We start from the raw sequence: 23,398 nt of genomic DNA, 5'->3' as shown, positions 1-23,398 counted from the left end.
TCTATCGCGCGCCTGCCGACGTCCACCGCTACCGAGCACCGCGCCATAGTCTGCGGTGAAAGGAGGATCACCATCGGGTATGTCCCGTGAACCCGCATCACCCCACCCCACCATATCGTTCCACACGGACGCGATTCCCCGCGGTCGCTCCGAGGGCACCCCGGATACGGATATGGTCGCCACGCTTATCCGCATTCTCGACCTGCAAGCAGCACTACCGGCCATCCAGCGAATGCGCCGATGGGGCCACGATGCCCTGGCCGTCGGACCAGGAGAGCGGGCATTGGATGTCGGCTCCGGCACCGGTACCGAAGTGCTGGAGTTCGCCGACCGGACCGCCCCCGCCGGAGAGGCGGTCGGCGTCGACCCGAATCCCGCGATGCTCGACGTCGCCCGAGCTCGCGCCGAGGCTGCCGGTGCCGGCGCCCGCTTCGTCGAAAGCACCGTCTATCACCTGCCGTTTCCGGACGAGTACTTCGATGCGGTTCGCTGCGAACGCGTCTATCAGCACCTCGATGACCCCGCAGCAGCCACTGCCGAAATCGCGCGAGTCCTGCGGCCGGGCGGACGCGCACTGCTCATCGACAGCGACTGGAGCACTATGATCGCCCATCCCGGCAACCCTGAAGTCATCGCCCGCCTGACTGCGGCGCTGCTCACGACCGCCCCGAACCCCGCATCCGGCCGCCGCCTGCGCGGCCTGCTCCAGGCCGCCGAGTTCACGATCGATGATATAGGCGCGGAAACCTTGATCTGGGGTCCAGAAGCCATCCGCCCACTGTTCACGCAGATGACCGACCGCGCCCTCGCCGATGGCACGATCACCGAACAAGAACGTCTCGACCTGGCCACCGAGCTGGACACGGGTGTCACCAAAGGTGACTATCACTTCTCGGTGACCATGTTCGCCGTACTCGGCCATCGCGCGTGAAGTGAACGGACACATCTGTGTGTTCTTGCCGCGGCCGCACATCGATATCCGGACGGCGCAGCAGCGCGGCACAGTGATCGCAGGCGAGCACGGCCGAGAACTCGGCACCGCTCCCCCGGTGTGTCCACTGCAATGCTGGACCTTCCGGAGTGTGGTATCAGCGCTCGAGCCCACTGCAGAGTCGTCACGACGACTAGAAGGAATCCGAGCCCTTTTCGGTCAGTCGGTACTCCACCCAGCCGGGACGCTCCTGGATCCGCAGCGAAGTCAGGGCGCGCGAACGGCGCCGGGTTGTTGCCTCGGGACCGAGCGCGGCCGTCAACCACTCGGTCCCCATCGCGTGCTGACATCGACGACACCAGCACACCCGGCGCAGAGCGAACAGCACAGCAACGGAGCGAACTCCGCGCCGCAGCCTCGGTGCCATATGGCAGACAGCACTTCTGGATGGTCGGGGCCCCAGGTAAGCTCCCACTCCCAGACGGACAACAGTATCGACCACCCCGAGCGACCGCGTACCGTCAGCACATACTCCGCGCAGAGCGGATGCTCTCGATATACGCGACGCTCCAGCTGCGATTCCCGCACCAGCGTCTCGAGCCGCGTGGCCGGCATCGCGTCGGGGATCGGCAGCTCAGCGCGGCATCGGTGGTAGCGCGTCGCGCCGAGCACCGCAATAACGGCAGTGTCCATTCGTCACCGAGGTCCATTCGTCACCGAGCAGACCGAGCGTTCTGGTCGATGCGTTGGCAGCTCCCGGCTCGAGCAGAGTGGGGCGACGACGCCTCCGGCACTACCCTGCTGCTCACCACCGAGCTCATTGTCACAATCCGATCGCCTCGGCAGCGGTGTCCGCGGTGCGCCAGCGCCGCAACTCGGCACCATCGGCCCAGGTCGAATGTGTGCCACTGGAGATGCGTTCCGGCAGCCTCAGCGTGCACACTGGACCGTCGGACATCCGGGCGGCGTCGAGCACCAGACAGTACGACGCGTCGGCATTCATATCGGTGGTCAGAGTGATCAGATAGCCGTCGTCCTCACCGGTGCTGCCGACTCGTGGCGCCATGGCGGCTTCACTGCCGTAGACGCCGTCGCCGAAGGACAGCCGATCTTCGGCGCCAGTGCGCAGGTCATGGCGCACCAGCCCGTCCAAAAGGAACCAGCCGGGTTTCCCGGTCGCCGCCCACGTATATCGGTAGGGCCGACCAACATGCCCGCTGTTGATCATGCCGAACTCGGTGATGCTGTCGGTGAGCCGCTCTTCTTTCACCTGTCCGGTGGCGAGGTTCAGCCGCCAACGGTGCAGGCGAGTCTGCATACGATCCAGTGCCAGGAAGCGGAAGGCCCGCTCCCATTTGTCGCCCATCCCGTTGTCGGCGGGTTCTGGGTCGCCTTGGAAGAAGCCGTCGAGCACGATCTCATCACCGTCTTCGTAGGCATTGGTGAAGTGCAACACGAAGGTCGGTTCGGCCTCGAACCAGCGGATCTCGCTAGTCTGGCCGCGCCGCGGGATCACCGCGAAACGGGAGGGGATATCGCGATGCAGCCGCGGAATATGTCGTCCTCTGGCCAGTTCCTCAGCAGGCCAGAACAACGGAAAGTCGTTGAGGATCGCATAGTTTTCGGTGAAGGCCATGTCATGCGGAAGCCGTGGTCCCGGCAACGGGACATCGACGTAGTGCACCAGCGCGTTATCGGCGTCGACAACGCCGTAGTGCATAAAAGGGTCTTGCTTGCTGTAGTTGAAGAACAGCAGTTCGCCGGTGTGAACATCGACCTTCGGGTGGGCGGAGACTCCCCAGTCGAACGGGAACGCACCGCCCCAGGTCTCCTTGCCTCGGGTTTCGGCGGTGAACGGATCGACCCGGTACAGATCGCCGCACATATAGAAGCTGGTCAGTGCCGTACCGCGGTGCACGATCACATCAGTGCTCGACGCGTCTTTCATCCGCTCGCGCGCACCCCAGCCCTGCTCCCGTTCGGCCAGCTCAGGCTGCTCCGAGACGCCCGCCCACAACGCCGCCCCAGCCGCCATCTCGGCCATCAGGCCATCAGTGCGCACGAACCTGTTGCGGTAGAAAGCTTTTCCATCGCGAAAACCCACCACATGAATCATCCCGTCACCATCGAACGGGTGGTAGTTCTTCAGCGAAGGATGTACGGGGTTCTCGGTGTTGCGCAGATACACGCCATCGAGATCAGCGGGAATCGCCCCTTCCACGATCTCGAGATCATCGGCGCGCCATTCGGCCGTCTGCGGACGCCACGGACCAGTCCGATACGGGTGATCGTCATCCTCAGGCAGGGTGGACAGCAATCGACCGACGATTTCGACATCCATGATGAAGTTCTCCTATGCCCCTAGAGCGGCCTGCGCGCCGCCGACGACGAAGCTGACAGTGGTGGCGGTGCTTCCGCCGATATTGAGGGTGCCGAACGTGCGAGCTCCCTCGACCTGATAGTCCCCGGCCGCACCTGCCACCTGACGGCAGGCATCGAGCAGCATCCGCACCCCCGTGGCACCGACCGGATGGCCGCCGCCGATGAGACCGCCGCTGGGGTTGATCGGCAGTCGCCCGTCGAGCGCGATATCCCCGTTCTCGATCGCCTTCCACGATTCTCCAGGTCCGGTGAGGCCGACATGGTCGATCGCGAGATACTCGCTGGCAGTGAAGCAATCGTGGATTTCCAGCCCATCGAGCGTATCCAGACCGATGCCTGCGCGGGCGAAAGCGTCGTGTACCGCTCGCCGCACATGCGGCATGATATAAGGATCGCCCTGCGAGCGGCGCAGTTTCTGCTCCAGCGGCAGCCCGACGGTACGGTGGCCCCAGCCGAGCAGCCGGGCCCACGGTCGCAGGTACGGGTTCCGGCGCAGGTAGTCGACGGTCACGAGGACGAGACCCGCTCCGCCGTCAGTGATCTGGCTGCAGTCGAAACGACGCAATCGGCCGTCCACAACTGGGTTGACCGCATCCGATACCACTCCGGTCAGCGGCGGTATCGTCCAGTCTCGGGTTTGCGCGCGCGGATTGCGCCGCGCATTCGCGAAATTGAGTTCGGCGATCGCCCGCAGGTGTGCTTCGTCGAGGCCGAATCGATCGGCGTATTCCTCGGCGATCCGGCTGAACATATTCGGCCAGACGAATTTCACGTCCCTGCCCTCGTGCCCGGTCCACGCGGCAGTACCGAGATACTGCGCACCGGTATCACCCGGCACGGTCTTCTCCAGCTCCACCCCCACGACCAGCGCGGTGTCGTAGTTCCCCGCGCGCAGGTCGGCCAGCGCCGACAACACCGCGATACTGCCCGAAGCGCAGGCTGCTTCATGGCGCGCCGCAGGTACTTCCCACAGCTCCTCGCACACCGTGGCGGGCATAGCGCCCAGCTGCCCCTGACCGGTGAACAGTTCCCCGAAGGCATTGCCGACGTGCACGACTCCGATCTGCTCACCGCGAATACCCGCCGCTTCCAACGTGCCGTCCACGACTTCGCCGGTCAAGTCGGCGATGTCCTTTCCCTCCCTGGTGAGATTCCGGGCGAAATCACTCTGATAACCGGCCAGTACCCAGATATCGGTGCCGGTCATGCGCACTCCCCTGCCTTCTCGACCACAGCTTTCGCTATCGCGTCCACGCACATTCAGCGATCGGATACGCTGGCTTGGCAAAGCGACGCCGCGAAGCTGCAACTAACAGAGTAACTCTCCCTGCGGGAGTACAGCAGCCGTTCCGAGGAGATCGCATGGCCGACGTCGCACTCTGCCGCATGCCGCGAATTACCGACGGTAGTCGAATGGCTGTCGAACAGCGCTCTGGTGCCACCAAAACACTCCGCTCACTCAATGGGTTAAGCAATCGGTACAGGATGAGTGTCCGGCGGGGTGCGTGCAGAACAAAGCACTGACCGCGCTCTATACGACGGCAAGCGTCAGGAAGCAGTTCCGCCACAGGCGGCATATAGTGCAGTTCCGGATCACACGGCCAGGTGATATCGAAGTACTTCACACCCCTTCCTGACTTGTCACGAGCAGTCCGACGTGGACTCATCGAGTCCTGCTTCTTCCGTTTGTCGCTGATCAGTACACTTCGCCACGTCACCACCGGCAACCGCACAGACGATATGGTCCCTCGGGGGGCGAGGACTTAACGGGTCTGCTCGGCGGTCATATCAGCCAGAGCGACATCGCTTCGGTGGAGATCCGATATCACGGACACACGGGATGGCCCAGTTCCAGACTGGAAATGCGCTGGAAATTCCTGCGGAAGAACAGCATTCATCGGCAGTCCGCTATGAACTCAGTAATGCGGCCGGTAGCGTTCGTACTCTCGGCGAGAGGGATAGGGGACGACGATGGATGGCGTGGATGATTTCTCACAGTGGGTTCTCGAATTCGCGGAGAAAGCCACGCGGCGTGCTGTAGCCGGCGAGCCCGAGTGGGCGCAGGGCGCTCGACTGGATGCCGCGGTCGTGCGCAGCGTGCAGCGGTTCCAGGTCGGGGAGAACGGGGACGGCGCCTCGCTCATCCGCAAGGCGAAGCAGGCTGGTGACCCAACGTACGTGGACGCAGTACGTCTGTTCGTGGCGGAAGAAGCCGGTCACGCGCGGATGTTGGAGCTGCTGTTGTCCGCTGCAGGACACAGTACGATCACCTCGCATTGGAGTGACTCATTTTTCATGGCACTGCGTCGGGCGCTGGGACTGCGGCTGGAGTTGATGGTGCTGACCGTTGCGGAAGTCATTGCGCTGCGGTACTACCGCGCCTTGCGCGATGGCACGGACGATCCGCTGACCACCCAGGTCGCTGGGCTGATCCTGGCCGACGAAATACGGCACGTCCCGTTCCATCGTCAGCAGCTACGCACCTCGTTCGCGAGAAGTTCGCGCCCGGTGCGTCTGGCGGCGGTCGCAACCTGGTGGGTCGTGCTACTCGGCGCACTGACAGTGGTGGCCGCGGACCATGGTCGAGCCTTATGCCGGTTGGGTGTTACCCGAATTCGATTCGTCGCTGATGTGCTCACCCTCTTCCGGCCGGTATCGGCCGATTCGGTGTCGACCCGAGCGGGTACCCGCGTCGGCTATATCACCGATCACGGACAGTCAGTCGGCTATGCCGAGTGACAGGGAGGTCGGCTATTTCGGGGCGTTCGAAGGCGAAAACGTCGACATGAGAACCGGTCTCATGTAGACGTCACCGCGAGAAGACACCACCGGACCGTGCTCTCGCACCCGGCGCCCACCGATCAGCGGACCACTCCTCACGCCGGCGGTCAGGTAGCCTCGATGTGTTTGATCTGCATTGTCAGGTCGATCACCCGCCGATCCTGCTCCCCTAGCGAACCGCCATCTGGCTGCACAACCGTTGCGGCCGGGTCAGTGCGGCAGCGACCTCACCGACCGGCAGTGGACCGCGCAAGCTATACCGGCGTATCGATGACCATGCGCAATATCTCCGGCATCCCGTACGGCTTTGCCTCGGCAACCAAGTCCCTCGGCAACACGATTACCGCCCAGGTGGTGTTCGGCCGGCCCGCCGATACGCAACCCGACCGTATCGAGCTGCACGACTCGATGTTCTCCGACGGAGCAGCCGCTTCGCTGCGGTGACCGGTCCACTTCGATGGCCTGGATCACTCGATCTGCCGCACCGGTCTCGATCCGAGGTCGCCGCCGAGTCGTCGCAAGCTGGGTTCGACACGCTAGTCTGCTTGTCGGCAGTACGGGTCGGATCCCAGGGGCGTCCTGGTCTGCCGGTATGGCGACGACGGTGCAGACATCCGACGGTCTACCGCGGGCAGGGGTGGGGCGGCGGCATGACGAACGAGGAGAACAGGACTGCGCGCGTATGGAAGAGGGTCGGTGGGAAACGGTCACCGAGTCGAGCTTCGAGCACGAGCGCCGGGGGCTGGAGGCAATCCGGACGAAGCTGCCGGACTTCGCTCCGTGGCGCGCGTGGTCCAACTTCACCTTCACCGCGAAGACCGGCCATATCCGTGAGGTCGATCTGCTGGTCATCGCCCCGAACGGGGTGTATCTGATCGAACTCAAGGATTGGAGCGGGCGTCTGGAATCCCAGGGCGGCGACTGGGTGCAGACCCTCGAGCGCGGCGGCCGCCGCTTCCACCGCAATCCACTGCATCTGGCGAACCAGAAAAGCAAGGAACTGGCCGGCCTGCTCGCCGAGCACGGCGCCAGGGTGTTCGTGCACCCGGTGGTCTGCCTCACCAATCCCAGGCTGCGCTTCGAGCTCGGTGTGGGCGATCGAGCGAACACGCACACGATCCGCGAACTGCTCGACCGGCTGAACGCGCCGGTCCGGGATGTCAAACACACCATCGATAACCAGCGGGCCAAGGCCATGGGGAAGGCGCTAGAGCGGGTGGGCATCCGGCGCAGCGACGCCGATTTCACCGTCGGCCCCTACCGGCTGGAACGCAAGCCGCTGGATGCCGGATCGACCTGGCAGGACTACCGCGCCACCCACACCGAGCTGCGGGAACAGGTACGGGTTCGGATCTATCTACGCGAGCGCGGCGCGGACGAGCAGAGCCGCGCGTCGGTGGATGCGGCGGCGCGACGGGAAGCCACGGTGCTGCGCAGGTTCCGACATCCCGGCGTCGCGCAACTGGAGCTGTTCGACCCGTCCGGCCATTCGACCGGCCCCGCGCTGATCTTCCGCTACCATCCGGATACTCTGCGCCTGGACGATTACCTCGCCCAATACGGCGATCAGCTGGATATCGTCGACCGCGTCGCCCTGGTGCGCCAATTGGCGGAGACCTTGAAGTCGGCACACTCGATACGGCTGTACCACCGCGCGCTGTCTGCTCGCTCGATTCACGTGCTCCCGCGTGGCGGCGAGGCGGAACGCTGGCGCGCGCCGCGGCTGCAGATCTCCGATTGGCAGGTGGCCACGCAACGGTCGACAGGCACCGCGCCGACCATGACCAGGCATGCCCCGACCGCCCTGTCCGCGCAGCATCTGTCCACCGGTTCGGATGTCTATCTCGCCCCGGAGCTGGCCGCGGCCGCCCCCGACCCGATCGCCATGGACGTGTACGGGCTGGGCATGCTCACCTATCTGCTGATCACCGGCAAGGCCCCGGCGAGCACGCAGACGGAATTGCTGGCGCGCCTGGAATCCGGCGAAGACCTGCGCCCCGGCGCCCTGGTCGACAACCTGCCCCAGGATATGGATCTGCTGGTGGCGGCGGCCACCGACTACCAACCGGCCAAGCGGCTCACCGCCATGGACGATTTCCTCGAACTACTGGAGGATGTGGAAGAAGCCCTCACCGCGCCCGAAGACGGCACCGCCGCCGAGGCGGAGCACAACCCGCTGGAGGCGGCGCCGAATGAGGTGCTGGCCGGGCGCTGGCTGGTACGCCGCCGCCTCGGCACCGGATCGACCAGCCGGGCGCTGCTGGTCCACGACCTGCAGGCGCGGCAGCACCGCGGCGCCAAAGCGTATGTGGTGCTGAAAGTGGCGCTGTCGGACGACCGGGGCGAGTCGCTGGCCCGCGAGGCCGCCGTGCTGAGCAATCTGCGGCGGCATTCCGGCGTGATCAGCTTGGTTGTTCCCGAGGTGCAGACCATCGGCGGCCACGCCGCCTTGGTGCTCGAATATGTCGGCGACGAGCAGGGCTTGGACGCGAAGACGAATCAGCGCACCGAGGAGACCGTCGCACGCGAGCTGCGTGACAACGGCCGGTTGCCGGTGGGCAGGCTGGAAACCTATAGCGACTACCTGTTCGGCGTCATCGACTTCCTCGAAGGCGAAGGCGTCTGGCATCGCGACCTGAAACCGGACAATATCGCGATTCGGGTGCGCCCCAACCGTACCCGCGAGCTGGTGCTCATCGATTTCTCGCTGGCCGGCTATCCAGTGCAGCACACCGACGCGGGCACCGCAGGCTATCTGGACCCGTTCATCGGCACCCTGTCCCGATCGGTCTACGACGCGCACGCCGAACGCTACGCCCTCGCGGTGACTCTGCACGAAATGGCCTCGGGCGAGCTGCCGCGCTGGGGCGACGGCAGTGTGCTGCCCCGGCAGCTGCCCGCAGCGGAATTCCCGTACCCGCGCATCGCCGCGGACGCGTTCGATCCCGCGGTGCGCGACGGCCTGGTGGCGTTCTTCCGCAAGGCGCTGCATCGGGATGTCGCGCAGCGGTTTCCGGAACTGAAACCCATGCGCGACGCCTGGCGCAAGATCTTCCTCGACCTGACCCGGACGCTGCCGCCGCGGCCGCTGAGCGCGCACCCGCGCCCCCCCGCCGAAGTGGACGCGATCCCACCGGAGCAGCAGCGAAAGGCGATCGCCGAACAGGCGACCCACGACACCCACCTGTCCCAGGCCGGTCTGACCCCGGCCGCCGAACAATTCCTCTACGGCTTGGGCGTCACCACCGTCGGCGAACTGCTCGACTACGGCCGCACCACGCTGATCAACGCCCCCGGACTCGGGGTGCGCGCCCGCCGCGAGATCCACGAACGGCTCAAACAGTGGCGCAAACGCCTCGGCGCCGCCGAGCCCGCCCCGCTCACCCCGGCGGCCCGCGAACAGGCGCGCGCGGAGATCGACGCCGCCGAAGCCGATCTCGGCACGGACCTGCTGCGCACCCTGAGCCTGGACGCACTGGCCGACCGCTTCGTTCCGGAACGGAACAACAACGGCTCCAACGCCACCAAGGTGGATGTGCTGGCGCGACTGCTGCGCATTCCGGGCGCGGGGGACCTACCGGAGCTGGATGCCTGGCCCACGCAGAGCTCGGTCGCGGAAACCCTCGGCCTGACCCCGTCCCGCATCGCCCAGCTGCTGAAAGCGCAGCGGCAGCAGTGGAAGAAAGATCCTGCGGTGAGCGCATTGCGCGAGCAGGTGTTCGAACTCCTCGCGGGCTTCGGCCGGGTCGCGGCCGCGAACGAACTGGCCGACGCCCTGGTCGCCCGGCGCGGCACCCGACTGGACGAGCGCGCGCAGCGCCGCGCGCTCGGCCTGGCGGCGGTGCGGGTGGTGGTGGAAACGGAGCAGTTCGCCTCCGACGAAGTACAGCTGTCCGTGGTCCAGAAACGCGATATCGGAGCCCAGCCGGTGGTCGTCCTGGCCCTCGGAGCGGGCGAGGACGCCGACCCGAATACTCCGGCGGCCCCCGCCCTGGCGAATTACGCCCTGCGCCTCGGCGAGGCGGCCGACGCGCTGGCCACACAGGAAACACTGCCGACCGCGGCGACGGTACTGGCCCGGCTCGCCGCCATCGCTCCGCCCCCAGGCACCCTCGCTCTGGACGAGCGGCGGCTGGTGCAGGTGGCGGTAGGCGCGTCCAGGAACGCGGCGGTGACACCGCGCCTGGAGATCTATCCGCGAGATCTGCCGCTGGTGCGGGCCGTCCGGCTCACCCAGGCCGGGCTCTTCACCATGACCCCCGGCCTGCCGCTCGCGCAGCAGCCGGGCTTGCGGGCCGAGCAGGTGTTCAAGCGAATCCTGGCCCGCTTCCCCGAGCTGACTATCGCGGGCGGCGACCGCGACCAGCCCACCCCGGAACTGACCAAAGCCCTGCGGGAAGCCGGTTTCGCGCTGGTAGTGGCCACACATCCGGACAACCGGGTGCAGCGCTACCTGCCGGAACACGCCGATTCTCAATCCAGCGTCACCCAGCACACCCCACGCTGGTCCTCGGCCGTCACCTCGCATGCCGCAGGCAGCTACTCCGACGACCCCGACCTGGCCATGGCCGCCCGCGCCGAGGAACTACTCGCCGGCGCCGCACCGCGCGACGGCTTCCGAGTATTGACCACGCCCACCTCCCCCGCCACCGCCACCTCCGCCGCCATCGCCGAATTGCGGGAGCGGTTCGCCGCCCGCCCGATGTCGGCGACCGCGCGATTGCTGGCAGTGCTGCACGACCTGGTTCCGCCCGGCGGTAAACCCACCTGGGGCACCATTCTGCGCGCCGATATCGCCGAACCCGGTTCGCGCGCCGCGCTCAAGTTCTCCGAATACGTGCGCACCGCGTGGGCCCGTATCGAGCCGGAGATCGCCGCCGATATCGCGGGCGACGGCCCGCTGCTGCTCACCGACACCATGGTGTTCGCCCGCTACCACGCCATGGGCGTGCTCGGTCGCCTGGCCGAACAGGCCCGCCGCGGCCGGGGCGGCCTGTGGCTGCTGTGCCCGCAGGCCGATCCGCTGCACCCACCGCACCTGGCCGCGGTAACCGTGCCGTACCAGTCCGCGCTCAACGAATGGATCCAATTGCCCGAATCGTGGATCCGCAATGTGCACCGCACCACCCCCGCACCCGATACAGGAGTCCCAGCATGATCGACCGCGCCGCAGTGCTTTCCGACCTGAAGAAGCAGGTCGACGCGGTGCAAGACGACCTGGACCAGCAGCTGCGCGCCCTGCCGGAGCCACGGGCGCGGCTGCACGAGGAATGGGCGCTGGCCCGCGAACTCAACCGCACCGCCGCCACCGAGAGCACCTGGCTGACCGAGCGCCTCACCCAGGTCGCCGTGGCCTGGGTGCTCGGCTCCGTCTTCGTCCGGTTCTGCGAGGACAACCGGCTGATCGCCGAACCGTATCTCACCGGCCCCACCGCCGACCGCCGCGAACTCGCCCAGGCCCGCTACGACGCCTACGTGGAATCCGACCCCGACCCCACCTACCGTGGCTGGCTGGAACGCGCCTTCGCCGAACTCGGCGCGGGCCAGGCGGGCACCCTGCTGTTCGATCCCGCGCACAACGCGCTCTATCAGATCCCGCTCTCGCACGACGGCGCCCGCGCCCTCGTCGAATTCTGGCGCGAACGCGACGAACACGGCGCCCTCGTCCACGACTTCACCGATCCGCTGGACGACGACGGCGGCACCGGCTGGGACACCCGCTTCCTCGGCGACCTCTACCAAGACCTGTCCGAGAACATCCGCAAGCACTACGCCCTGCTGCAAACCCCGGAGTTCGTCGAGGAATTCATCCTCGACCGCACTCTCGAACCCGCCATCGGCGAATTCGGCTACGCAGACATCGAGCTCATCGACCCCACCTGCGGCTCAGGACACTTCGTACTCGGCGCGTTCAAACGGCTGACCCGGCGCTGGGCCGACGAACAGCCCACCAAGGACCGGCACGAGCGGGTGCGGGCGGCACTGAACTCAGTGCACGGCGTGGACATCAATCCCTTCGCCATCGCCATCGCCCGCTTCCGGCTGCTGGTAGCCGCCATGGCCGCCGCCGATATCCGCACCCTCGCACAGGCCGCCCGCTACGACTGGCCGATCAAGCTCGCCATCGGCGACTCGCTCATCAAGGCACGGCAGCTGGAACTCACCTTCGACGGCGAGAAGGGGGATCCGCTGGCCGAATTCTCCTACGCCACCGAGGATGTGCACGACTATCCGAAGATTCTGGAGCCGGGGCGGTATCACGTGGTAGTGGGCAATCCGCCGTATATCACAGTGAAGGATAAGAATCTCAACGAGATCTACCGAGGGCTGTACAAGGCGTGTGCCGGTAAATACGCGCTGTCGGTTCCGTTCGCACAACGGTTCTTCGAGCTCGCCAAGCTCGGCGATGCCGATGGACGCGGCTTCGGGCGTGTTGGGCAGATCACCTCGAACTCCTTCATGAAGCGAGAGTTCGGAACCAAACTGATCGAGGAGTTCTTCGCTCATACTGTGGAACTCACGGAAGTCATCGATACCTCAGGGGCCTACATTCCCGGCCATGGCACTCCCACCGTCATCCTGGTCGGCACCCGCCGCTCCGGCAAGAGCCGCGCCTCGACCATCCGCACGGTCCGAAGCGTGCAAGGTGAACCCAAAGCACCGGAACAAGCCGAGAACGGGCTGGTCTGGCGAGCGATTATCGACCAGATCGACACAGCGCCCAGTGCGAGCCAATGGGTTTCGGTGGACGATCTCGACCGAGAGCGATACTTCAACAAGCAGCCGTGGATTCTACTTGACGGTGGACTTGAAATGGTCGAATCGCTTGAGAACAGTTTAACTTCAAGGCTCATTAATGTCATAGAATCAACAGGATTCTCGGCGATTACAGGCGATGATGATTTATTTACCTCTCCTGCTCCGACAGCTACCTGGATCATGAATCAACGACGACCTTTGCGCCCCTTTGTCGAAGGAGACCAAGTTCGCGACTGGGATACCTCAATTGGAGCCGTCGCCATTTTCCCACCCGATGCCACAACCGCTCAGCGATCCGAACTTGAGAAGAAGAGCATGTGGCCCGGACGCACCGTTCTTCGACGCAGTCTTATGTTTTCCAAGACCAAGGAAGATCGCGGTATGTCATGGTCAGATTACGCGTTCCATAAAGACGACCGCCTCAATAGCAAATTCCTTCTGATTTTCGCCTTCGTAGCGACGCATAACCATTTCGTGCTCGACCGAGGCGGAAAGGTGTTCAACCGTTCCGCGCCGGTGATCAAGTTTCAGGAGGGGGCTAGCGAGGAGGAGCATCTACGGCTGCTCGGGCTGCTCAACAGCTCCACCGCCTGCTTCTGGCTCAAGATGGTGAGCCACAACAAGGGAAGTACTGTCGACTCGAAAGGAGCACGCCAGACACGTGTTCCTTTCGATGACTTTTATGAGTTCACAGGAACGAAGCTCGAGCAATTCCCTGTTGCCAATCAATTTCCGTTGCAAACGACAAAAGCATTGGATGAGCTAGCATCCAAGGCAAAGCAGGTACTTCCAGAATCTTCAGCGAATGCCGAAACACCTGATGCAAACCAGCTCCGTGCTAGCAAGAAAGAATGGCAGACTACCCGTGACCGTATGATCGCATTACAAGAGGAGCTGGACTGGCAGGTTTATTCAATATACGGCCTACTCGCCGAAGAGCTATACGCGGCCGGAAACAATATACCTGAAATCAGCTTCGGCGAGCGTGCTTTTGAGATCATCCTCGCCCGCCGCATCGCTGAGGGGGAGGCTCCCGACGACTGGTTCACTCGCCATAACGCGACTCCAACAACCGAGATCCCCGATCACTGGCCGAACTCATACAAACAGGTCGTCCAACGCCGTATAGACATGATCGAATCCAATCGCGCCATCGGCATGATCGAGCGCCCAGAGTACAAGCGCCGCTGGGCCACCGAAGGCTGGGATGCCCTGCAAGAGAAGGCTCTCCGCTCCTGGCTCCTGGACCGCATGGAGTCCCGCGACCTGTGGTTCGGCGACAATGGCCAACCGCAGATCCTCACCCTGTCCCGGCTCACCGACCGCCTCGCCGCCGATGCGGATTTCGCCTCGGTAGCCGCCCTGTACGCCCCGCGCACCGAACTGGCGCGGGTAGTGGCCGACCTGATCACCATCGAACACGTTCCCTTCCTGGCCGCCCTGCGCTACAAACCGTCCGGCCTGAAGAAACGCAAGGACTGGGAACACGTCTGGGACCTGCAGCGCCAGGAAGACGCCATGCCGGACGGCCACGAGAAGAACACCTTCCGCGCCGCGATCCCGGTGCCGCCCAAGTACACCTCCACCGATTTCCTGCGCGCCTCCTACTGGCAGGCGCGCGGCAAACTGGATGTGCCCAAGGAGCGGTTCATCTCCTATGGTTCGGCGAATACCGCCACCCCGCAGCTCTACGGCTGGGCGGGCTGGGATCACCGCGAGCAGGCCATGGCGATCGCCATCCACCTGGCCGAGCACAGCCTGTCCACCGAGGAGATCACCCCGCTGCTGGCCGGCCTGCTGGAACTGCAGCCGTGGCTGGACCAGTGGCACCACGAGACGGACCCGGATTACGGCATCTCGCCCGCGACGTTCCTGTCGGGCGATCGGCGCACCATGCAAGGTGAACACGGCTTGACCGACGACGATCTGCGTGCCTGGCGCCCGCGACCCGCCGCCCGCGGCGGCAGGCGCGCCGCGACGAAGACCAAGAAGACCGCCGCCATCCCGGCAAGCGGAGACAGCTGATGAGCAGGCCGCCGCGGCCGGGCAACTCCGACCGAATCCTCACACTCATCGAAACCACGTGCGACGGCAACGCCTTCGAGGAAGGTTTACGTGCCACCAGATGTCCGGCAGACTGTGAGCATGCCCGATCATGCCGGTGTGCCGTTCAGCTTCGCTGAGGTCAGACCTTATGCGGTCGTCGACTCTTTAGTGGAGTTGCGCGGGCCGGAACACGGTGTACTCCGGCTACCGGTCGAACTGGCGTGGGGCGGCCGGACCGAGTTCGATTTAGCTGACGCCTACGACCGGACCGCAGCCTACAAGATTGTCCTCGAGGAAGGGACAAGGCGGCATCTGCGGGAACTGGTGAACGGGCGCCTGCTCACCGCCATCTGGCCGCAGATGCGGCCGGCGCGACCGGTACGCGCCCTGTGGGAGAGCAAGTTCCCGCAGCTTCGAGCCGCTGCTTGAGGGATCCACGCCAACAAGAACTGGCGCGCATCGCACCGCACGCGGTCGGCAACCGCGGATTCGTACTCGGCGGCGACCATGCTGTCGCGCTGCACGGAATGGGCGCACGGCCGTCCGAGGACCTCGATTAGTTCTGCGACAAACGCGGAACACCAGGCACGGTAGCCGACGACGTGACCACCGCATTCGGCGAGGCCGGACTTACCGTCACCGTCTTTCGTCGGACTCCCGACCTGGTGCAGATGACGGTGACCTATCCGGACGGGCAGGCATCCAAGGTAGACCTCGGCGTGTTCTGGCGGTCCCGATCACCGGTTCTGCTCGAGGTCGGACCGGTCCTACACCCCGACGACGCCGTGGCAGGCAAAATGGCTGCGCTGTTCAACCGATGGGCGCCGAGAGACTATCTCGATATCGACGCGGTCCTCATGAGCGAGCGTTACACACGCGAACAGCTCATCTCGGTCGCAGTCGCACACAATCCCGGATTCGACCCGCGTATGTTCGCTGAGTCATTGTCGTACCTCCACCAGATGCCCGATCGTGACTTCACCGCCTACGAGGTCGCGGTGGAGTGCATCACGGCCATGCGAAGACGCTACGCCGAATGGGAAGCCGAACTGATGCGTTGATCGGACCGGGCAACCATACCCGCTGTATCACGAAGCCTCGACACGAGTTCCGTTGACACCTGCGCATTGTACGGATCCAACCGGAAATCACGCCCGCACAGTACATCCTGCTTCTGTGGCACTCGAACAGTCAGTGGCGGAACACATCCCTACCCGCACCAGAGCCGAGTGCGACTCAACGAGCCGCGACAGCCCCGTCCCCCGTGCGCAACCGAACCGGACTGTGACCTATCGAACAGCTCTACGCCGAGCAGGCATCCGATGTACGAGGCGACCACAACACAGTGCGTCGTCACCGAGTACGGTGCGATACGGACGTCGGCGACGGCGTGGGGACTACTGTCAAGACATGCCCGAGCCCGCGACACCCCACCCCGACGTGTGGTTTCCTGTGGACGCTATCCCCCGCGAACACCGGACGAGCACGGCGTGACCGACGACGACCTGCGCGATCGGCGCCCGCAGCCGGCCACCCGCGGCGGCAAGCGCGCCACGACGAAGAAGACCGCCACCACCCCAGGGGGAGGAGACAACTGATGAGCAGGCCTCCGCTGCTGCGCGACCTCATCGATATCCAGGAGCACGTAGCGGGCTCCGACTACGTGCTCACTCTCGCCGACGCGGTGACCGAGGCGGGCTCGACCAAGGCCGTCGCGGACTATGTGCTCACCGAGCGGCTGCTGGGCAATTTCGACGAGGCCCTCGCGTTGATCAAGTCCGCGATGGACGGCAACACCTCGAAACCCGCGTTCCTGCACGGCTCGTTCGGCGCCGGTAAATCGCATTTCATGGCGGTGCTGTACGCCCTGCTGTCCGGCATCCCGGCGGCCCGCGCCCGCGACGAGTTCGATTCGCTGCTCACCAAGCACGAATGGCTGCTGTCGGATGGCAAGAAGTTTCTTATGGTGCCGTATCACATGATCGACGCCAAAGCCATGGAGCAGCGGGTGCTCGGCGGTTATGTCGAGTTCGTGCGACGCGCGCATCCCGAGGCGCCGATCCCGCCGGTGTATCGCACCGACGCGCTGTTCACCGATCTGCGGCAGCTGCGCGCCACTATGGGCGAGCAGCAGTTCCTCGACGCGCTCAACCGCGACTACAGCGCCGCCGAGGACGACGAATGGGGTGAGGCGGCGGCGTTTTGGACCACGCAGCGCGTCGACACCGCGCTCGCGGCCGACGAAGCCGAGGACGGCAGCGGACTCGACCTGGTGCGTCCGGCCACGCCGCGGGAGCTGCGCGCCAAGCTGGTGCACGATGCGAGCACCACCCTGCTGCCCGGGTTCACCCAGCGCGCCGCCGAGGAGGAGTGCGGCTTCATCTCTCTCGACGCCGGGCTCAGTGTGATTGCCGCGCATGCCGAATCGCTCGGCTACGACGCCATCATCTTGTTCCTCGACGAGCTGATCCTCTGGTTGGCCAGCCTCATCCACGATGAGAAACGAGTGGCCAGGGAAGCCAGCAAGATCACCAACTTCCGCGAGGGCGGCGACGCCCGCCGCGCCATCCCGATCGTCTCGTTCATCGCACGCCAGCGCGATCTGCGCGAACTGGTCGGCGAAGAGCTCGCGGGCGCAGCGGAAACCGCTATTCAGGACGCGCTCAACCATGCCTCCGGCCGGTTCGAGCTGATCCGGCTGGAGGATCGCAATCTACCGCAGATCGCGCACGCCCGCCTGCTGAAGCCGCGCGACGCGGCGGCGGCCGCGCAGATCGACGCCGCGTTCGAGCGGACCAAGAAACTCGGGCCCAAGGTGTGGGATACGCTGCTCGGCTCGGACGAGAGCACCACCGGCGCCGATGAGGCGTCTTTCCGGTTGAGCTACCCGTTCTCTCCCGCCTTTCTCGACACTCTGGTGCATATCTCGGCAGCCTTGCAACGCTCGCGCACCGGCCTGAAAATCATGGGCCAGCTACTGGCCGACCACCGCGACGAGCTGCGGTTGGGCGACCTGGTGCCGCTCGGCGACCTCTACGAATTGCTCTCCAGGGGCGGCAACCGGCCGTTCGTCGCCGATAAGAAGGTGCTGTTCGATGCGGCCGACAAGCTGTACAAGACGCGGCTGCGGCCCTACCTGCTCAGCACCTGCGAGGTCACCGAGGACGATATCGAGACCTACCTCAATCGCCGCGACACCATGACCGACGCCAGGCTGGCGGGCAATTGCAAGAAGTTCGTCGGTCACAACCGGCTGGCCTGCACGGTGCTGCTGGCGGCGCTGGCGCCGAGTGTGCCCGCGCTGCGGGACTTGACCATTCGCCGGCTCGGCGCGCTCAACCACGGCTCGATCACGACCATGATCCCGGGCCGGGAGGAGGGCGTGATCAAGGACATGATCGACGAGTGGGCCTCCCGGTTCCCGGAGATCAAGCCCACCGGCACCGATCTCAATCCAGGTGTGCGCCTGGAACTGTCCGGGGTCGAGGTGGAGTCGGTGCTCGCCAATGCCGAGGTCAACGACAACCCCTCCAACCGGGCGGCACTGGCCCGCGACCTGCTCTGCGCGGAACTGGGGCTCGATCGTGCCGATGGCCGCTACGATGCCGATGAGCTGCGCTTCGTCTGGCGGGGGTCGCACCGCGTGGTCGAGGTGGTGTTCGGCAATGTCAGCGACGAGGACGCACTGCCGGACTACGACCTGCACCCCACGATCGAAGGTCGCTGGCGCATCGTCATCGACCTACCCTACGACGAGGGCATCCATACTCCGGTGGAGGACGCCGACCGCATCCGGCGGCTGCGGGAACAGCAGAGCGGCAACCACCCTCGCACCGTGGCCTGGCTGCCCACCCATCTGACCAAGCCGCGCCGGGAGGATTTCCGCCGCCTGCTCGTGGTCACCAAGGCGCTGGCCGACCCGCACCGGTTCGACACCCAGTACGCCCAGCACCTGAATCAGGACAATCGGGCCAGCGCCAGGCAGTTGCTGGAATCCCAGCGCGAAACGCTGCGCAAACAGGTGCTCGCCACCTTCAAGCAGGCCTACGGGCTGGCCGAGCGCAAACCCAACGACGTCACCGACGATCTCGACCAACACTTCCACCCGCTGCCGGATATCGACGGCTTGACCGTCTCGATCGGCCAATCCCTGCACGATGCCATCCGCACCGTCGCGGGCAAACTGCTGGCCCACCAATACCCCGCCCACCCGAACCTGGACCCGGACGCCGCGGGCACTGCCGTGAAACCGACCGAGGCGAAGCACGTGTTCGTCCAGGTCCGTGCCGCCGCCGAAGCCAGGGACGGGCGAGTGGAGGTACCCGCGAAAGACCGCCCGCTGCTGCGTCGGATCGCCGAGCCGCTCGGGTTGGGACAGCAGAAAGAAGCCTATTTCGAGCTGTCGCGGCGCTGGGCCGACCATTTCCGCAAAACCGCGCAGAACCAGGGCATCACTGGTGATCTGTCGGTAACCACGCTGACCGACTGGACCGATCTGCCCGAACCACGCGGTTTGGAACGGCACATCGCGCACCTGGTGGTGGCGTCTTTCGCTGAGATGGACGATCGGGTCTGGGTGCGTGGCGTGCCCATCGACACCCCGGAGCTGGCCAAGATCCAGTCCAGCGACGCGCTGCGCACCCAGCCGCTGCCCAGCGAAGCGGAATGGGACACCGCCCGCCACCGATTCGAGGTGATCTTCGGCGATAAGCCGCCCACGCTGCGCCGGGGCAGTCTGGTACAGCAGTTCGCCCGTCAGATCACCAGTGCCGCGACGAAATACCACGATCCGGCGATCCGGCTGGTGGAACAGCTGGAGAAGCATGCCGACTTCCTCGGCTTGGACGACACCGCGTCCGGGGGACGCCTTGCCATCGCCCGCCGTGCGGTCGATCTGCTGACCACCCTCGCCGCAGCGAGCGGCGGGTCCGCGGGCGCGAAGAAGACCGTCGAAGCGCTCGCCCGCTTCGAACTGGCCGAACTCACTCCGGGCCGCTACGCCACCTCGATCAAATCGGCAGACAAGGTGATCTCGGCACTCACCCACACCGCGTGGGCGAATCTGGAGCAGGCCCGCTACCTCGGCCCCGAAGGCGACGCGCTGCTGGAGGCACTACGCACGGTCGCCCGCGCCGACCAGCGGTCCGCCGACCTGGCCGAGGCGCTGCGCAGCACGGACGCCGAGGTCACCGCACTGTCCACCCGCAGGCTGCGTGAGGAGGCCGAGCGCAAACGGCAGCAGGAGACGAGCGCGAAACCTCCTATCGCACCGGATCGTATAGCCCCGCCGGGACCGGACGACATCGCTCTCGACATGACCGGCACCATGCCGCAGGCAACCGACAGCACACCGCCAGCGGCCCGCAGCACACCGCAGCCCGGCACTACCCAGCCCCTCGGCACCGGGGCGCGCGCCACCCGCCGTTACGGTGAGTACACCGCCCCGACCGGCGCGGCGGCCGCGACCCTCGCCGCCGAACTGGCGGAACTGGAACCCACGGCCACAGTGGAAATCCTCTGGCGGGTGGTGGAATAGTGCTGCGGACCATCGCGCCGACCGCCCTGCGGCTGTCGCGAACGACAGTCTCCCACTATCTCTGCGCACACAAACGTCTCGCGGACGTACTCGGCGCCGCGGGCACTCCCGTGACACTGCTGCTACGAGGCGAACCGGTGTGGGAAGGCGAGGCCGTCTTGGACCTCACCGGCGACCGACACGCACGGGTGGTGGCCGCGGCTTCACCGCTGGCGCTGCACGAAACAGTGCTGGCCCACGCCGACGAGACCGATTCCGATCCGCGCGTGCTCGTCGTGCTCACCGACGTCGAGGAACACGACCTCGATCCGGCGATCCTCGCCCGCACCCACCGCGCTCGCGTGCACACCGTCGACCGCTGGGACGTCGTGCGCGAAACGTTCGGCGCCAAGGACCTGGATCAGTGGCTGCGCCGCGAAGACTGGGCCTGTGAGGCGCTGCTCGACGCCACCGGCGCGCACGGCTGGCCCGCCGAACTGGCGTGCGGAACGCTGACCCGCGCCTCGGCGCTGGCCGCGCTGACCGCGCGCAGGCTGGATCTCGGCCCGGTCGGCGACCGCATCGACCCCTTCACTCTGCTCGACTGGACCCAACGCCAAGACGGCCAAGCACTGCTGCTCGGCCTGCGTGCCCCCGAGCGCGAGGGGATCACCGAATTCCTCAGCGAGAAAGAACAATCCAGCTCTACCGGCCGCATGGTAACCGCACTGGCACACACCGGCCACGGTACCGAGGCCGTCGCCTACGGGCTGGTGTGCGCGGCGCTGTGGCAGCATGCGAGCCCCAGCAATGCCGTATACCAGGCGCGTGGGCGGGTGGAACGCTGGCTCGGCGACCCGCCGCCTGTGGTGGGCGAGGCACTCGACCGCCTGCTGGCCGCATTCGGCCACACCTGTGAGCAATACGTCCGCGACCTGCTGGTCCGCGCCCGCGCGGGCGCCGAACTCCACGACGAGGCCGATGAGCAGGCGCGCCGAGCTCGCAAGATCGCCGATACCGCGCTCACCCGAGCAGAGGCCTTGGTTCGGCAATTCGGCGCCGAAGCGGCCGCGACGGACAGCCCGATCCTGCCCGCGGGCCTGGCGGCTCGCTGCACTGCCGCGGGCGAAGCCCTCGGTCGCGGGCGGGCCGAGGAGATCGACGCGGCGGTCACGTGGCTGCGTGAGCATGATCTCGCACCCGACCATCTGGTGCGGATCAGCCGGGTCCGGATGGCGCAACGGCTCACCCGCTGGCTGCACACCGACCCCGATCCGACCACCGATACCGTCGCCGCGGCGCTGAATCGTCAGATGCGCGATACCGCGTGGGCCGATCGCGCCCTCGATTACCTCGAAGCGGGCGGCGACGAAAACGCCGCCCTGCGGCTCGCCTATCGCACCCTGATCGCCCGAACCAGGCGACTGCGCCGCGAATTCGATCGAGAATTCGCGAAAACCCTTGCGATATGGACCGAATCGGGCTCCGATCCGGGTTCGATGCTCACTGTCGAGACCTTTCTGCACCGCATCGTGCGCCCACTCGCCACCACCCGCCGAGTATTGCTGATCGTCGTGGACGGAATGAGCGCCGCCATCGCCACCGAACTGGCCGGCGAATTGCGCGGCAACTTCGCCGAATACGATCCGCTGCCCGGCCGGGGCGAGTCTTGCCGCCGCACCATGGCCGCGGCCCTGCCCAGTCTGACCGCGGTATCGCGCACCTCGCTGTTCGCCGGCGCCCTGCGGAAGGGCGATCAGGCGACCGAGAAGCGCCTCTTCCCCGCGCAGCCGTTCTGGGGCGACAAGGACGCGCAGGTCTTTCACAAAAACGACCTGCGCAGCGCGCCCGGCGACCGTTTCGGCGCCGACCTGCACGCCGCCCTCGCCGACCCGAAAAAGCATGTCGCCGTGGTACTCAACACGATCGACGATCGCCTGGCGAAAGAGAGCAAACTCGACGACTCCGGTTGGGAAGCGAGGGAAATCGGAGACTTGCGCGCGCTCGTCGGCGCCGCCACCGCACACAGTATGGTCGTGTTGATCACCAGCGACCACGGTCATGTCGTCGACCGGCACGGGACGCCGGTGGAGGCTCGCACCGCCGCCTCGGCACGTCACCGCCTGCCTGCCTCCGGCGACCGGTTAGCCGACAGCGAGATCGCGCTGCACGGTCCTCGCGTAGTCTGGCCAGAATCCGGCGCCTCGATCGTCGCTCTCTGGGACAGCGACTCCCGCTACAGCACACAGCAGGCGGGATACCACGGTGGGGCAAGCCTTGCCGAGATCACCATCCCGGTGCTCGCCTTCCTGCCGTTCGGCGCGCCACCGCCCGCAGGGTGGCGCGAGCTGGGCGAACAACGACCGCTATGGTGGACCGATCCGTCCGAAACCACCCAGCCCGTCACCGAAGCGCCAGCAGCGGCCACCGCCGCCAAACGACGGATCACCCGCACAGTCCGCGAACAACTCACCAACCAGATCTCGCTGGACATCCCTATGTCCGCCGAACCAGCCGCCGAACCCGTCTCGGTCGCTACGAATCCGGCAGACGTACTGATCGCCCGGCTGTTCGCCTCGGAAATATTCGAAGCGCAACTCGGACAGCTGAGGCGCAAGCCGGCTATCGCCAAACTGGAGAACGCGATCCGCGCCCTGCTCGACGGACCGCAGTCCAGCACGGCCCTGGCGCAGCGTGTGGGTCACCTGCCCGACCGCGCACGGGGCTTCGCCGCGATCCTCGTCCAGCTGCTCAATGTGGATGGAGTCCAGGTGCTGGAAACTCTCGGCGACGGCCGCACGCTGCGGCTGCACACCGAGCTGTTGCGGGACCAGTTCAGGCTACCCAGATGACAGACCGCAGACGCGTCACCGGACGCGACTACGCGCGGCCGCGGCACGCACCGATACCGGTATCGGCGGTCCACACCCGGCCGACCGCCGCCGAACCGGACACCACGCGTGCGAGACTGGCCCGGTGAGTAA

The 23,398-nt window shown here is 65.9% G+C and carries 15 protein-coding genes; 12 read left to right on the top strand and 3 right to left on the bottom strand.

The features are described from left to right. The first annotated feature begins 79 nt into the window (after window positions 1-79). Window positions 80-931: a methyltransferase domain-containing protein gene (locus ACX4ZE_RS01370; RefSeq protein ID WP_480271393.1), complete on the top strand. Its 852-nt coding sequence runs from the start codon at window positions 80-82 to the stop codon at window positions 929-931. A 318-nt stretch (window positions 932-1,249) separates the two neighbouring features. Here ACX4ZE_RS01370 and ACX4ZE_RS01365 read toward each other — a convergent pair whose 3' ends face one another. The 3 genes from ACX4ZE_RS01365 to ACX4ZE_RS01355 form a co-directional block, all read right to left on the bottom strand. Then, window positions 1,250-1,624, bottom strand: a complete 375-nt coding sequence (locus ACX4ZE_RS01365; protein WP_480271392.1) for a winged helix-turn-helix transcriptional regulator — start codon at window positions 1,622-1,624, stop codon at window positions 1,250-1,252. 130 nt (window positions 1,625-1,754) lie between these two features. Beyond that, window positions 1,755-3,272 (bottom strand): carotenoid oxygenase family protein, encoded by a 1,518-nt coding sequence (locus ACX4ZE_RS01360; RefSeq protein WP_480271391.1) that lies wholly within the window; start codon window positions 3,270-3,272, stop codon window positions 1,755-1,757. 12 nt (window positions 3,273-3,284) lie between these two features. Beyond that, complete coding sequence (locus tag ACX4ZE_RS01355; protein ID WP_480271390.1) at window positions 3,285-4,520, bottom strand: acetyl-CoA acetyltransferase; 1,236 nt, start codon at window positions 4,518-4,520, stop codon at window positions 3,285-3,287. A 773-nt stretch (window positions 4,521-5,293) separates the two neighbouring features. Between ACX4ZE_RS01355 and ACX4ZE_RS01350 the strand changes: the two genes are divergently transcribed. From ACX4ZE_RS01350 to ACX4ZE_RS01300, 11 genes are all read left to right on the top strand, one after another. Next, window positions 5,294-6,052: a ferritin-like domain-containing protein gene (locus ACX4ZE_RS01350; protein WP_480271389.1), complete on the top strand. Its 759-nt coding sequence runs from the start codon at window positions 5,294-5,296 to the stop codon at window positions 6,050-6,052. Between the two features lie 312 nt (window positions 6,053-6,364). Then, the gene (locus ACX4ZE_RS01345) at window positions 6,365-6,538 is read left to right on the top strand and encodes a hypothetical protein (RefSeq protein ID WP_480271388.1); all 174 of its coding nucleotides are present in this window, start codon (window positions 6,365-6,367) and stop codon (window positions 6,536-6,538) included. A gap of 148 nt (window positions 6,539-6,686) precedes the next feature. Then, the gene (gene pglW / locus ACX4ZE_RS01340; protein WP_480271387.1) at window positions 6,687-11,252 is read left to right on the top strand and encodes a BREX system serine/threonine kinase PglW; all 4,566 of its coding nucleotides are present in this window, start codon (window positions 6,687-6,689) and stop codon (window positions 11,250-11,252) included. Next, window positions 11,249-14,878 carry a BREX-2 system adenine-specific DNA-methyltransferase PglX gene (gene pglX / locus ACX4ZE_RS01335; RefSeq protein ID WP_480271386.1) on the top strand — a complete coding sequence of 1,210 codons (3,630 nt, stop codon included), beginning with the start codon at window positions 11,249-11,251 and terminating at the stop codon, window positions 14,876-14,878. Before pglW ends, pglX begins: the two co-directional genes overlap by 4 nt. Window positions 14,879-14,998: 120 nt before the next feature. Continuing rightward, window positions 14,999-15,328, top strand: coding sequence for a hypothetical protein (locus tag ACX4ZE_RS01330; RefSeq protein ID WP_480271385.1), 330 nt, complete (start codon window positions 14,999-15,001; stop codon window positions 15,326-15,328). After that, on the top strand, window positions 15,325-15,459 hold the full coding sequence (locus ACX4ZE_RS01325) for a hypothetical protein (protein WP_480271384.1): 135 nt from the start codon (window positions 15,325-15,327) through the stop codon (window positions 15,457-15,459). The genes ACX4ZE_RS01330 and ACX4ZE_RS01325 overlap by 4 nt, the downstream gene beginning before the upstream one ends. Window positions 15,460-15,501: 42 nt before the next feature. Next, complete coding sequence (locus ACX4ZE_RS01320) at window positions 15,502-15,960, top strand: hypothetical protein (RefSeq protein ID WP_480271383.1); 459 nt, start codon at window positions 15,502-15,504, stop codon at window positions 15,958-15,960. Window positions 15,961-16,221: 261 nt separating this feature from the next. Further along, window positions 16,222-16,497: a hypothetical protein gene (locus ACX4ZE_RS01315; RefSeq protein WP_480271382.1), complete on the top strand. Its 276-nt coding sequence runs from the start codon at window positions 16,222-16,224 to the stop codon at window positions 16,495-16,497. Then, the gene (gene pglY, locus ACX4ZE_RS01310) at window positions 16,497-20,435 is read left to right on the top strand and encodes a BREX-2 system ATPase PglY (RefSeq protein ID WP_480271381.1); all 3,939 of its coding nucleotides are present in this window, start codon (window positions 16,497-16,499) and stop codon (window positions 20,433-20,435) included. The genes ACX4ZE_RS01315 and pglY overlap by 1 nt, the downstream gene beginning before the upstream one ends. Continuing rightward, window positions 20,435-23,266 (top strand): BREX-2 system phosphatase PglZ, encoded by a 2,832-nt coding sequence (gene pglZ, locus ACX4ZE_RS01305; protein WP_480271380.1) that lies wholly within the window; start codon window positions 20,435-20,437, stop codon window positions 23,264-23,266. Before pglY ends, pglZ begins: the two co-directional genes overlap by 1 nt. Continuing rightward, a complete protein-coding gene (locus tag ACX4ZE_RS01300; RefSeq protein WP_480271379.1) occupies window positions 23,263-23,394 on the top strand; it encodes a hypothetical protein in 132 nt (43 codons plus the stop codon). The genes pglZ and ACX4ZE_RS01300 overlap by 4 nt, the downstream gene beginning before the upstream one ends. Window positions 23,395-23,398: the final 4 nt, after the last annotated feature.

The organism is Nocardia sp. TBRC8007 (genome assembly GCF_056629435.1).
The sequence above is the reverse complement of the archived record's forward strand: the minus strand, read 5'-3'. Positions and strand labels throughout refer to the sequence as shown.

Coding starts and splice junctions, on each gene's coding strand:
- ACX4ZE_RS01370 (WP_480271393.1), top strand. CDS start 80: ATGTCCCGTGAACCCGCATCACCCCACCCCACCATATCGTTCCACACG.
- ACX4ZE_RS01365 (WP_480271392.1), bottom strand. CDS start 1,624: ATGGACACTGCCGTTATTGCGGTGCTCGGCGCGACGCGCTACCACCGA.
- ACX4ZE_RS01360 (WP_480271391.1), bottom strand. CDS start 3,272: ATGGATGTCGAAATCGTCGGTCGATTGCTGTCCACCCTGCCTGAGGAT.
- ACX4ZE_RS01355 (WP_480271390.1), bottom strand. CDS start 4,520: ATGACCGGCACCGATATCTGGGTACTGGCCGGTTATCAGAGTGATTTC.
- ACX4ZE_RS01345 (WP_480271388.1), top strand. CDS start 6,365: ATGACCATGCGCAATATCTCCGGCATCCCGTACGGCTTTGCCTCGGCA.
- pglW (WP_480271387.1), top strand. CDS start 6,687: ATGGCGACGACGGTGCAGACATCCGACGGTCTACCGCGGGCAGGGGTG.
- pglX (WP_480271386.1), top strand. CDS start 11,249: ATGATCGACCGCGCCGCAGTGCTTTCCGACCTGAAGAAGCAGGTCGAC.
- ACX4ZE_RS01330 (WP_480271385.1), top strand. CDS start 14,999: ATGCCCGATCATGCCGGTGTGCCGTTCAGCTTCGCTGAGGTCAGACCT.
- ACX4ZE_RS01315 (WP_480271382.1), top strand. CDS start 16,222: ATGTACGAGGCGACCACAACACAGTGCGTCGTCACCGAGTACGGTGCG.
- pglY (WP_480271381.1), top strand. CDS start 16,497: ATGAGCAGGCCTCCGCTGCTGCGCGACCTCATCGATATCCAGGAGCAC.
- ACX4ZE_RS01300 (WP_480271379.1), top strand. CDS start 23,263: ATGACAGACCGCAGACGCGTCACCGGACGCGACTACGCGCGGCCGCGG.